Source organism: Pseudomonas sp. XP2 (assembly GCF_053557975.1).
The window spans coordinates 16,391-28,689 of the sequence record NZ_JBNRIK010000013.1; the positions used below are offsets into that span (position 1 = coordinate 16,391).

Sequence of the window (12,299 nt, forward strand, 5' to 3'; positions counted from 1 at the left end):
GATTCCAGCGTAGCCGCCACGGCCCGCTGCGAAGGGGACCGTGGCGCCAGCGGTCAAAGAATGTTGAATGGAATGGTGGTAACCACCCGGAACTCGTCCAGGCTGCCGTCACCCTGTGCCTTGCTGGCGCGGTGGGTGGTGTAGGTCGCGCGGATGCTGGTGTCTCTCAGCGGCCCGCTCTGCACCGCGTAGCTGGTGCCGATGCCCCACTCGTAGTGGGTTTCGCCGTTCAGGCCATTCACGTCGTAGGCGGTGCCGCGGTAGTGAGTCCCGTCAATGCCCCAGCCGCGTGCGTTGTACAGGTTGAACTTCAGCCCTGGCACGCCGTAGGGCGCCATGTTCAATACATAGGAAAGCTGCAGCGACTTCTCGTTGGGGCCGTTGAAGTCCGACAACAACGAGTTGGCCAGGTAGATGCCGTTGGTTTCGTGCAGGTAGTCGAAGTATTCGTTGCCGTTCACCTGCTGCCACGAGGCGCTGAGGGTATGGGCCTGGTGGGTCAGGCCGAGCGACAGGCTGTAGGTGTCGTTGTCGATCTTGCCCATTTTCTGGCTGCCGGCATCGACGGTCTTGTAGTAGTTAAGGCCGGTGCTCAGGCTGAGCACTGCGCTGTCGCCGAGCACGTGGTTGGCGCCGAAGTAGTACTGGTTCCAGAAGTCGTCTACCTGGGTGGCATACAGGCTGGTACTCAGGCTTTTGAACGGCTGGTAATTGATGCCGGCAGTGCTGGCGCGGTCGGTTTCCACGCCGGTGGCGCCGTATTCGCTGCGAAACTTGCTAAGGCTTTGTTCGGTGCGTGGCGAAACGCGGTCGAAAGTGCCCAGATCGAGGCTCAGGTTGTCGAACTCGGCGCTGTGCAGGAACGCGCCCTGGAAGCTCGATGGCAGGGCGCGGTTGCCGATGTAGGCGATCATGGGCGTGTCCACCGACTGGCGGCCAAGGGTAAGGGTGGTGTTGGACACGCGCGCCTTGATGTTGCCCAGGCCCAGTTTGCTCCACTGGCCGACGGGGTCGCCATCGCTGTGGGTGAGGGTGCGGTTGTTGGGGCCGGCAATCGCTTCGCGGCTCTGCTGCAGGGCGATGGCGTTATAGCCAGCGGCCTCGACAGCGAAACCCACGGTGCCTTGGGTGAAACCGGAGCTGTAGTTGAGGATGGTGCCCTGCAGCCAGTTTTCCCGGCTGTGGGTGGGGTGGCGGGTGCCGTCGCTCTTGTAGTACTTCCACAGCGGGGCGCGTGCAGCGCGTTCGCGGGCGTACCAGTTGCGGGTGCTGCCGGACAGGCTCTGGCCGTCGATGAAGCCGCTGGCTTGCGCCTGCGCGCTGCTGCCTTTGAGGGTGAGCGGAATGTAGTCCTGGCTTTGCGGATCGGCCTGGGCCACGGTGGAAAATGCACTGATGGATAAGGCCAGTGCGCTCAGGGTTGATACTTTCAAGGTTGAAGCTCCCATTGCTTTCTAGTTATTGCCGGCCTTGTGGGCCGGGTTTTTTGCTGCGGTGTTGCCAGAGTTGCCCGGGGTCGCCGGGCTAAAAGGGGGCGTTGTGTTGCCTGTGCTGGCCTTTTGGCGGGCAAGCCCGCTCCCACAGACAGGGTGCACGGTCCGAACCTGTAGAGATCCTGCGGGAGCGGGCTTGCCCGCGAAGAGGCCGGTATTGGCTAACGCTTAATCAACACTCACACCGGAAAAATCATTGCGCCCAAACGGGCTGACCTTGAACTCAGAAACCTTGATGCTGAGCGGCTGGTTAACTGTGGAATGCGCCACCGGCGTAATCGGCACCTGCTGTTTGAGCCGTTGCTGGGCCTGCCGGTACAGCGCACTGCGCTGCGGTTGGTCTGTGACCTGCTTGGCCTGCTTGACCAGGCTGTCGTACTGCGGGTCGCACCACAGCGAGTAGTTGTTGCTGCCGATGGCATCGCAGCTGTAGAGGGTGCCTAGCCAGTTGTCCGGGTCACCGTTGTCGCCGGTCCAGCCAATCAGGGCGATGTCGTGCTCGCCGCTTTTCATGCGCTTGAGGTACTCGCCCCATTCGTAACTGACGATGCGCACCTCGAACCCGAGTTTGTTCCAGTCTGCCTGGAGCATTTCGGCCATCAGCTTGGCGTTGGGGTTGTAAGGGCGTTGCACCGGCATGGCCCAAAGGGTGACTTCGGTGCCAGGTTTGACGCCAGCCTGCTGCAGCAGCTGCTTGGCCTTTTGCGGGTCGTAGGGCGCGTCTTTGAGGCTTTCGTCATAGGACCACTGGGTCGGTGGCATGGCGTTGACTGCCAGTTGGCCGGAATCCTGATACACCGCCTGGAGTATGGCCTTCTTGTTCACAGCCATGTCCATCGCCTGGCGCACCTCCCGCCGGTCGAACGGTGGGTGCTGGGTGTTGTAGGCGATGTAGCCGAGGTTGAAGCCTGGTTGCTGCAATACCCGCAGCGAGCTGTCGGCCTTGAGCGCTGGCAGGTCGGCCGGGCGAGGGTGCAGGGTGACCTGGCATTCGTTGCGGCGCAGTTTCTGGATGCGTACCGAAGGGTCGATGTTGATCGAGAACACCAGGTTGTCGATTTTCACCTCATCCGGCGCCCAGTACTCCTTGTTGCCTTTGTAGCGGATCTGCGAATCCTTCTGATAACGCTGGAACACGAACGGCCCGGTGCCGATGGGCTGCTGGTTGATGTCGCTCGGTCTTGCGCTGGCCATCAGTTGCCCGGCGTATTCGGCGGAGAGGATGGAGGCGAAGCTCATGGCCAGGTTCTGGATGAACGCGGCATCGACCGTGTTCAGGGTGAATGCCACAGTCAGCGGGTCGATCTTCTCGACATGGGCGATGTTCTTGTCCAGGCCCATGCTGATGAAGTAAGGAAATTCGGTAGGGTAGGCCTGGCGGAACGGGTGGCCTTTGTCGAGCATGCGGTTGAAGGTGAACAGCACATCGTCGGCGTTGAAATCGCGGCTTGGGGAGAAGGCCTTGTTGCTGTGGAACTTCACCCCTTCACGCAGGTGGAAGGTATAGCGCAAGCCATCGTCGGATACTTCCCAGCGGGTCGCCAGGGCAGGGTGCACGGCAGTACCACCACGCTCGAACTCGACCAGGCGGTTGTAGATCGGCTCGGCGGCGTCGTTGTCGGTGGCGCTGGTGTACTGGGCGGTGTCGAAGCCGGCGGGGCTGCCCTCGGAGCAAAACACCAGGTTGTTCGCCAACAGGGCCGGGGATTGGCTCATCAGGCCCAGGGCCAGCAAGGTTGAAAGACGGGTCGCGTGACGCATGGCAAGTCCTTTTTCAGCTGTTTGCGCCGCCTCGGGGTGCGAATGGCGGCAACAGTTCGCCCACCCCGCAGCGGATAGCCGCGGGACGACATGAAGAGGGGGAAGGGGGCAAGGCACCCGCCAGATGGCGGGTGCTGGAGTTACCCTATTTGTCCACGCTTACGCCATAGAAGGCGTTCAGCGCAAACGGGCTGATCTTGAAGTCCTTCACTTTGGCGCTCATGGGCTGATACACGGTGGAGTGGGCGATCGGGGTAATCGGCACCTGCTCCTTGAGAATGTGCTGCGCCTGCTGGTACAGCTCGGTGCGCTTGGCCTGGTCGGAGGTGGCCTTGGCCTGCTTGATCAGGTCGTCGTAGGGCTTGTAGCACCACTTGGAGAAGTTGTTGCCGTCGACGGCATCGCAGCCGTAGAGGGTGCCCAGCCAGTTGTCCGGGTCACCGTTGTCGCCGCTCCAGCCAATCAGCATGGCGCCTTGTTCGCCACCTTTGGAGCGTTTGATGTACTCGCCCCATTCATAGCTGACGATTTTGGCCTTGATGCCGATCTTGGCCCAGTCGGATTGCAGCATTTCGGCCATCAGCTTGGCATTGGGGTTGTATGGGCGTTGCACGGGCATGGCCCACAGGGTGATCTCGGTGCCTTCCTTGATGCCGGCTTCCTTGAGCAGCTGTTTAGCTTTTTCGGGGTCGAAGGGGGCGTCCTTTATGCTGTCGTCATACGACCACTGGGTCGGCGGCATGGCATTGACTGCCAACTGGCCGGCACCCTGGTAGACCGACTCGATGATCTTCTTCTTGTCCACCGCCATGTCCAGCGCCTGGCGCACTTTCAGCTGAGCCATGGGGTTGGGCTCGTTGCTGCCCTTGATCTTGTCCATCACGTTGTAGGCGATGTAGCCCAGGTTGAACCCGGCTTGCTGGGGCATCTGCAGGTGCTTGTCGGCCTTTAGCGGCTCGATGTCGGCGGGCCGCGGGAACAGGGTGACCTGGCACTCGTTCTTCTTCAGTTTTTGCATGCGTACCGAGGCATCGGTGGTGATGGCGAAGATCAGGTTGTCGATCTTCACGTCCTCGGGCTGCCAGTAGTCCTTGTTGCCCTTGAAGCGAATCTGCGCGTCCTTCTGGTACTTGCTGAACACGAACGGGCCGGTGCCGATCGGCTTCTGGTTGATGTCGGCGGCCTTGCCGTTCTTGAGCAATTGGTCGGCGTACTCGGCGGACTGGATGGAAGCGAAGCTCATGGCCAGGTTCTGGATGAACGCGGCGTCGACCTCGTTAAGGGTGAACTTCACCGTGTGCTCATCCAGCTTTTCCACCTTGGCGATGTTCTTGTCCATGCCCATGTCGGTGAAATACGGGAACTCGGTAGGGTAGGCCTTGCGGAACGGCTGATCCTTGTCGAGCATGCGGTTGAAGGTGAACAGCACATCGTCGGCGTTGAAGGGCCGGCTGGGCTTGAAGTAGTCGGTGGTATGGAACTTGACGCCTTCGCGCAGGTGGAAGGTGTAGGTCTTGCCGTCGTCGGACACTTCCCACTTGGTCGCCAGGCCCGGGATAACTGCAGTACCGCCTCGTTCGAACTGGGTCAAGCGGTTGAACACGGTCTCTGCCGAGGCGTCGAAGTCGGTCCCGGTGGTGTACTGGCCCGGGTCAAAACCGGCCGGGCTGCCCTCTGAGCAAAACACCAGGTTGGACGCGGCCAGGACCGACGGCGCGCCGGTGAGCAAGCCTGCGCCAAGCAGGAACGGAATGACTGCGTGTTTGAGCATGGTGGCCTCATTGTTGTCATTTTTTGGATGAGGTGGCCTCGTGAGCCGACCTGAGGATACTTATGCAGGGGGTGTTCCCAATGCAACAGGTATAAGGATAGTTGGCGCCGGAAAAGTGGTACGGGCGTACATGGATGTCGCATCAGTATAACTTTAGGCGAAGTTAAACGTTTGCGCAGGCAAAATGATGGCATTTTGCGCGATGTTTCTAGGCGGTGATAAACGTAGGATGCACCTGGGTGTTGCGTAGGAAATGTCTGAAAAGCAGACTCAAGCGGCAAGCGCCAAGCGGCAAGCCAAAGCAGACCGGGTTTACAGTCAACTTGAAGCTTGCCGCTTGAAGCTCGTGGCTGTCAGGGCATTTGCACTTCGATCAGGCCATCAGCATTCATGCTCACTTCGCTGGTGCCCGCCTCGATATCCGGCGCTGGCGCTGCTTCGTCGGCCCCCATGGCTTTCATCGCCATCGGCGCACTGCGCAGGTACGGGCGCGGGTAACCGCTGCTGTTGAGGTTCAGGCTGACCACTTTGTAGCCCTTGCCGCCCAGCGCCTCGGTGGCCAGTTGAGCACGCGCCTTGAAGGCATCGACGGCGTCCTTGAGCAATGCATCCTCACTGGCCTTGCGTGTGGCCGGTGCGATGGAGAAGTCCATGCCGCCCATTTTCAGCTCTTGCAGCAGGTCGGCTGTGAGCTGGGACAGGGCCGGGAAGTTGTCGCTTTCCAGGCGCAGTTCGGCGCGCTCGCGCCAGCCGGTAATCTTCTGGCCCTTGCTGTCATACACCGGGTAGCTGTTGCGGCTGCCTTGGCTGATCTTCACGTCCTTGACCTGTCGCGACTGCTGCACGGCCTTGTTCATGGTTTCGGTGATCTGCTTGGCCAGCTTGCCCGGGTCGCTGTTCTGCGCTTCGCTGTACAGGGTCACGACCATCAGGTCGCGCGGCACTTCCTTGCTCACTTCAGCGCGCAGCGATACCTGGTTGTAACGTGGCTCATCGGCAGCCAGCGCAGGCAGGCTGGCGAGCAAGCCGCAGGACAGAATCAGGGCGGCGCCGCGACGTGGGATTTGCATGTGGTACTCCTTGGCAATAAAAGGCGTGGGGTTGGCCATCATTCCACGCATGGCCCATCAGACCGGCAACAGTGTAGTGGGTTCAAAAGTGCCATCATGAACCTGTGACAAACTGTGGCGCTTTGCCGCAGCGCTGCAGCGAGGCGCCCGGCTTCGGTATACTCCAGCCGATTTTCTGGAGCACTCATCAGGAGAGCTCATGCTCGCCGCCGTACAACCGCTATCTGCTACCCGCCAGAACCTTTGGCGCCTGACCGTCATCCGGGTCCTGGTCCTGGCTGCCCAGGCTGGCTCCGTGGGCGTCGCCTACTGGACCGAATTGCTACCCTTGCCGTGGCTGTCGCTGGCGGGCACCTTGGCTTTGTCGTCGCTGCTGTGTGCCTTCACCGCGCTGCGCTTGCGCCTGTCGCTGCCCGTCACCGAAATGGAGTACGCCCTGCAGTTGGCCTGTGACCTGTTGATCCACAGTGCCTTGCTGTATTACTCCGGCGGCTCGACCAACCCGTTCGTGTCGTATTACCTGGTACCGCTGGCGATTGCCGCAGTGACCTTGCCGTGGCTGTATTCGCTGATTCTGTCGGGTATCGCCCTGACCGCCTACAGCCTGCTGCTGGTGCAGTTCTACCCGCTTGAGGGCCTGCCCATGGCGCGGGACAAGATGCAGGTCTACGGCATGTGGCTGAGCATTGCCCTGGCTGCGGCGGTGATCACTTTCTTTGCCGCACGCATGGCCGAAGAGCTGCGCCGCCAGGAGCAACTGCGGTCCGAGCGGCGTGAAGAAAGCCTGCGCGATGAGCAACTGCTGGCCGTGGCTACCCAGGCCGCCGGTGCTGCCCATGAGCTGGGCACGCCACTGGCGACCATGAGCGTGCTGATCAACGAAATGCGTCAGGACCACACCGACCCGCTGCTGCAGGAAGACCTGCAGATCCTGCAGGACCAGGTAAAGCTGTGCAAAGAGACCTTGCAACAGCTGGTGCGCGCCGCCGAAGCCAACCGCCGCCTGGCGATCGTGGAGCAGGAGGTGACCGCCTGGCTGGACGAGGCGCTGAACCGCTGGCACCTGATGCGCCCGGAAGCCAGCTACCGCTTCCAGCGGTTGCGCGATGGCAAAGTGCCGCGCCTGACGCCACCACCAGACCTGACCCAGGCGCTGCTGAACCTGTTGAACAATGCAGCCGATGCCTGCCCCGATGACTTGGAAGTGCGCCTGGACTGGGACGCTCAGGACATCGTCATCAGTATCCGTGACCATGGCCCTGGCGTGCCGCCGGCCATTGCCGAAGCCATCGGCAAACCCTTCATTACCACCAAAGGCAAAGGCTTCGGCCTGGGCCTGTTCTTGAGCAAGGCCAGCGTGACCCGTGCGGGCGGTTCGGTGAAACTCTATAGTCATGAACAGGGTGGCACCCTGACCGAATTGCGCCTGCCCTATGGCAAGCGAGGAGATGAATGATGAGCGAAGAAAACCAGGTCGAAAGCGAAGAGCTGCCGCACCTGCTGTTGGTGGATGACGATGCCACCTTCACCCGGGTCATGGCCCGGGCAATGAGCCGTCGCGGTTTCCGCGTGAGCACCGCCAGTTCGGCCGAGGAAGGCTTGATTCTGGCCCAGCAGGACCTGCCAGATTACGCCACGCTGGACCTGAAGATGGACGGTGACTCCGGCCTTGTGCTGCTGCCCAAGCTGCTGGAGCTGGACCCTGAAATGCGCGTGGTGATCCTGACCGGTTACTCGAGCATTGCCACGGCGGTGGAAGCGGTCAAGCGCGGCGCCTGCAATTACCTGTGCAAACCGGCTGACGCCGATGATGTGCTGGCAGCATTGCTGTCGGAGCACACCGACCTGGATACCCTGGTGCCGGAAAACCCGATGTCGGTCGACCGCCTGCAGTGGGAACACATCCAGCGCGTGCTGAACGAGCACGAGGGCAACATCTCGGCCACCGCACGTGCGCTGGGCATGCACCGCCGGACCTTGCAGCGCAAGCTGCAGAAGCGCCCGGTCCGGCGCTGAGTCCGCGTTGCCCTCTTCGCGGGGCAAGCCCGCTCCCACAGGCCCTGAACAGGTCTGAAGATTTGTGCGATACCTGTGGGAGCGGGCTTGTCCCGCGAAGAGGCCGGCACTGACAGAAATTTTTCTACAAGCCCGCGATCCCCGCAAATACCAGCCGTTGGCGTATCATTAGCCACCTAACGGCAACCTCTCCAGGATCGCTTGCGCATGCTCGCCCTTCTTATCCAGACGCTGAACATCACGGCACCTGTCTTCGCCATGCTGTTCATGGGCGTGCTGCTCAAACGCATCCGTCTGATCGACGATAATTTCAACCGCGTTGCCTCGCAGTTGGTGTTCAACGTCTGCATGCCTGCGCTGTTGTTCCTCGGCATTTACCACGCCGACCTGGCTGCTGCGGTGAAGCCCGGTGTCATCCTTTACTTCATCGTCGCCACTCTGGTGGGCTTCGGCGTCGCTTGGGGCATGGCCATCTGGCGTAGCCCGCAGGCCGACCGGGGCATCTATACCCAGGGCGCGTTCCGCGGCAACAACGGCGTGATCGGCCTGGCCCTGGCTGCCAGCCTTTACGGCGACTACGGTATTTCGCTGGGTGCAGTGCTCGCCGGCCTGGTCATCCTGATGTACAACTCGCTGTCGGCAGTGGTGCTGGCGGTGTACAGCCCGGACCTCAAGTCCGACCCGTGGAGCATCTGCAAGAGCATTTTAAGCAACCCGCTGATCATCAGCGTGCTGGTCGCGACACCCATGGCTTACGGCCAGGTGCCGCTCCCTAACTGGCTGCTGACTTCAGGTGATTACCTGGCACAGATGACCCTGCCGTTGGCATTGATGTGTATTGGCGGCACCCTGTCGCTGGCGGCGCTGCGCGACAGCGGCCGGCTGGCCATCGACGCCAGCCTGGTAAAGATGGTCTGGCTGCCGCTGGCCGGCACCCTCGGTGCCTGGCTGTGCGGCTTTCGCGGGGCCGAACTGGGTATCCTGTTCCTGTACATCGGCAGCCCGACCGCAGCTGCCAGTTACGTCATGGCGCGGGCGGCCAACGGCAACCATGAGCTGGCTGCGTCGATCATCGTGATCACCACCTTAATGGCGGCAATCACCACCAATATCGGCATTTTCATCTTGCAGTGGGGCGGATGGATCTAGATCCTTGACTGCAAACAACACAAAAACAGCCTCACTGAGCTAAAGGACACTTCATGCAAGACCAGAGCAAGCCCGAGCAGTTACAGCGCGGGCTGAAGAATCGCCATATCCAGCTGATCGCGCTGGGCGGGGCCATCGGTACCGGCTTGTTCCTGGGCATCGCCCAGACCATCCAGCTGGCCGGGCCCTCCGTACTGCTGGGGTATGCCATCGCTGGCCTGATGGCCTTCCTGATCATGCGCCAGCTGGGTGAAATGGTGGTGGAAGAGCCGGTGGCCGGTAGCTTCAGCCACTTTGCCCACCAGTACTGGAGCGAGTTTGCAGGCTTCGTGTCGGGCTGGAACTACTGGGTGGTGTATGTACTGGTTGGCATGGCCGAGCTGACGGCCGTGGGTATCTACGTGCAGTACTGGTGGCCGGAATTCCCCACCTGGGCCACGGCGGCGATATTTTTTGTGGTGATCAACCTGATCAACCTGACCCAGGTGAAGGTCTACGGCGAAATGGAATTCTGGTTCGCCCTGATCAAGGTAGTGGCCATCGTCAGCATGATCGGCTTCGGCGCCTGGTTGCTGAGCAGCGGCCATGGCGGCCCGGATGCCAGCGTGGCCAACCTGTGGCAGTACGGCGGCTTCTTCCCTAACGGTGTCAGCGGCTTGGTGATGGCGCTGGCGGTGATCATGTTCTCGTTCGGTGGGCTGGAGCTGGTGGGTATCACTGCTGCCGAGGCCGACAACCCGCGCCAGAGTATCCCCAAGGCCACCAACCAGGTGGTGTACCGCATCCTGATCTTCTACATCGGTGCCCTGGCGGTGCTGCTGTCCCTGTACCCGTGGCAGAAGGTCGTGCAGGGTGGCAGCCCGTTCGTGATGATTTTCCACGAGCTGGACAGCGACCTGGTGGCAACCATCCTCAACATCGTGGTGCTGACGGCTGCGCTGTCGGTTTACAACAGCTGCGTGTACGCCAACAGCCGCATGCTGTTTGGTCTGGCCAGCCAGGGTGACGCACCGCGCCAGTTGCTGAAAGTCAGCCGCAGCGGCGTGCCGTTGACTGCACTGGGCGTGTCTGCCTTCGCGACCGGGCTGTGCGTGGTGATCAACTACCTCATGCCGGGCGAGGCCTTTGGCTTGCTGATGGCCCTGGCGGTGTCGGCGCTGGTGATCAACTGGGCGAGCATCAGCATTACCCACTTGAAGTTCCGCAAGGCCAAGCTGGCGGCCGGTATTACCCCGTTCTACAAGAGCCTGGGGCACCCGCTGACCAACTACCTGTGCCTGGCGTTCATTGTGCTGATTCTGGTGGTGATGTACCTGACTCCGCCGATTCGCATCTCGGTGATGCTGATCCCGGCATGGATTGCCGTGCTGTGGGTGGCCTTCAAGCTGAAGAAGGCTCGGCAGGTTCGCCGTTAGATTTGTATCGCCTGTGAGAACGAGCGCCGCGCGGGCGGCGCTCGATCTAAAGGGCGACACAAGGCTTAAGGCATGCGGCAGATGACATGGCCCGATCAATGCTGCCGGCGCCAGGCGCGCACGGTGGTATACAGCAGCACCACCGCGAGCACAGGCAGCACATAGAACAGCATCAACCGCTCCAGGCGCCCGGCCAGCGGCATGCCCATGGTGAACGCCGCCACGTGCAGGCCGTAGGCCAGGTACAGGCAAAGGAACACCAGGCCTTCGGCGCGGGTGATGCGGTAACCGGAATAGAACACCGGCAGGCTTAGCGCGGCGACGCCGAGCATAACCGGCAGGTCGAAGGCCAGGGCGTTGGGCGAGATCGACAGCGGCACAGGGGTGATCAGCGCGGTCAGGCCCAGCACTGCCAGCAGGTTGAACAGGTTGCTGCCGATCACGGTGCCCACGGCGATTTCCCGTTCACCACGCAGGGCCGCGATCAGCGCGGCGGCGAGCTCTGGCAAGGATGTGCAGATGGCGACGACGGTCAGGCCGATGATGCGCTCGGACAGCCCCAGGTCTGTGGCAACCTCCACGGCGGCCTCCAGCAGCAGGTGGCCCCCCAGGCTCAGCAGGCCAAAGCCGGCCAGCACCTGCAGCAGCGTGCCTGACCAGAAGCGCCTGGCGCTGGATTTTGCCGTGACCGGCGCGGGGTAAGTGCGTGCGTAGTGGCGCGATTGGTGCCAGAGCATTGCCAGGTAGCCGGCCAGGCCAAGCAGCAGCAGCCCCCCTTCCACCCGGCCCAGGTAACCGTTGGCGGACAAGGCATAGACCAGGCCGCTGGCGAGGATCATCAGCGGAATGTCCAGGCGCACCAGCTGGCGCGACACACGCAGCGGGATGATCAGCGCGGCCAGGCCAAGAATGACCAGTACGTTGAAGATGTTGCTGCCGATCACGCTGCCGACCGCCACATCCGGCGCGCCCTGATAGGCCGCCTGCAGGCTCACGGTCAGTTGTGGTGCTGTACTGCCGAAGGCCACCAGGCTCAGGCCGATGATCAACGGGCGAACATGAAGGCGCTGAGCCAGGCGCAGCGCTGCGCGCACCAGCAATTCGGCGCCGCCGACCAGCAGCAGCAGGGCAATGCCCAGTTGCAACAGGCTGAAGGTGGGAAGGGTGGCCAAGTCGAAAATGGTCGGACTCCTGTCGCGTCAGTCGCTAAGCCCTTGTACTCGCACGCGTGCCGTTCCGCTACGGAGCATGCCGATTTTTTCTGCAGCGGCGCGAGACAGGTCGATCAGGCGGCCGCGGGTGTGCGGGCCACGGTCGTTGATGCGCACCACCACACTGCGCTGGTTGGCCGTGTTGGTGACCCGTACGCGGGTGCCGAACGGCAGGTTGCGGTGGGCGGCGGTAAAACCGTGCTGGTTGAACGGCTCGCCACTGGCGGTGCGTTTGCCGTGGTGGCGTGACCCGTAATAGGAAGCGGTGCCCGTCTGGTCGTAACCACGCGGGTCGATGTCATGGCTGGCGCACCCGGCCAGCAGGGAGAAGAGGGCGAGGGTGCCCCAAAGTCTTTTCAGCAAGTCAGATGTGCTCCAGTGCGGCCATTCGCGGGCTTGCCCGCTCCCCCAGG

Annotated in this window: 10 protein-coding genes; 4 read left to right on the forward strand and 6 right to left on the reverse strand. The window is 61.9% G+C overall.

Annotated features, from left to right (window positions below):
* Nucleotides 1–53: 53 nt before the first annotated feature.
* From ACK1VC_RS15415 to ACK1VC_RS15430, 4 genes are all read right to left on the reverse strand, one after another.
* A complete protein-coding gene (locus ACK1VC_RS15415; RefSeq protein WP_191087305.1) occupies nt 54–1,433 on the reverse strand; it encodes an OprD family porin in 1,380 nt (459 codons plus the stop codon).
* A 228-nt stretch (nt 1,434–1,661) separates the two neighbouring features.
* Complete coding sequence (locus tag ACK1VC_RS15420; RefSeq protein ID WP_191087306.1) at nt 1,662–3,254, reverse strand: ABC transporter substrate-binding protein; 1,593 nt, start codon at nt 3,252–3,254, stop codon at nt 1,662–1,664.
* Nucleotides 3,255–3,399: 145 nt separating this feature from the next.
* Complete coding sequence (locus ACK1VC_RS15425) at nt 3,400–5,025, reverse strand: ABC transporter substrate-binding protein (RefSeq protein WP_095115799.1); 1,626 nt, start codon at nt 5,023–5,025, stop codon at nt 3,400–3,402.
* Nucleotides 5,026–5,378: 353 nt separating this feature from the next.
* Nucleotides 5,379–6,095, reverse strand: coding sequence for an SIMPL domain-containing protein (locus tag ACK1VC_RS15430; RefSeq protein ID WP_016485011.1), 717 nt, complete (start codon nt 6,093–6,095; stop codon nt 5,379–5,381).
* Nucleotides 6,096–6,294: 199 nt separating this feature from the next.
* Between ACK1VC_RS15430 and ACK1VC_RS15435 the strand changes: the two genes are divergently transcribed.
* The 4 genes from ACK1VC_RS15435 to ACK1VC_RS15450 all read left to right on the forward strand — a co-directional run bounded on the left by ACK1VC_RS15435 (nt 6,295) and on the right by ACK1VC_RS15450 (nt 10,675).
* Nucleotides 6,295–7,551 carry an ATP-binding protein gene (locus ACK1VC_RS15435; RefSeq protein WP_016485012.1) on the forward strand — a complete coding sequence of 419 codons (1,257 nt, stop codon included), beginning with the start codon at nt 6,295–6,297 and terminating at the stop codon, nt 7,549–7,551.
* Entirely contained in the window at nt 7,551–8,111 is a 561-nt protein-coding gene (locus ACK1VC_RS15440; RefSeq protein WP_003255244.1) for a response regulator transcription factor, read from the forward strand. Before ACK1VC_RS15435 ends, ACK1VC_RS15440 begins: the two co-directional genes overlap by 1 nt.
* Before the next feature lie 207 nt (nt 8,112–8,318).
* Nucleotides 8,319–9,260 (forward strand): AEC family transporter, encoded by a 942-nt coding sequence (locus ACK1VC_RS15445; RefSeq protein ID WP_016485013.1) that lies wholly within the window; start codon nt 8,319–8,321, stop codon nt 9,258–9,260.
* A 53-nt stretch (nt 9,261–9,313) separates the two neighbouring features.
* Entirely contained in the window at nt 9,314–10,675 is a 1,362-nt protein-coding gene (locus tag ACK1VC_RS15450) for an amino acid permease (protein ID WP_023048012.1), read from the forward strand.
* Nucleotides 10,676–10,770: 95 nt separating this feature from the next.
* Here the strand turns inward: ACK1VC_RS15450 and ACK1VC_RS15455 are convergent, their stop codons facing one another.
* Both ACK1VC_RS15455 and ACK1VC_RS15460 read right to left on the reverse strand, forming a co-directional pair.
* Complete coding sequence (locus tag ACK1VC_RS15455; protein WP_191087842.1) at nt 10,771–11,814, reverse strand: calcium/sodium antiporter; 1,044 nt, start codon at nt 11,812–11,814, stop codon at nt 10,771–10,773.
* 60 nt (nt 11,815–11,874) lie between these two features.
* Nucleotides 11,875–12,249: a septal ring lytic transglycosylase RlpA family protein gene (locus ACK1VC_RS15460; RefSeq protein WP_095115795.1), complete on the reverse strand. Its 375-nt coding sequence runs from the start codon at nt 12,247–12,249 to the stop codon at nt 11,875–11,877.
* Nucleotides 12,250–12,299: the final 50 nt, after the last annotated feature.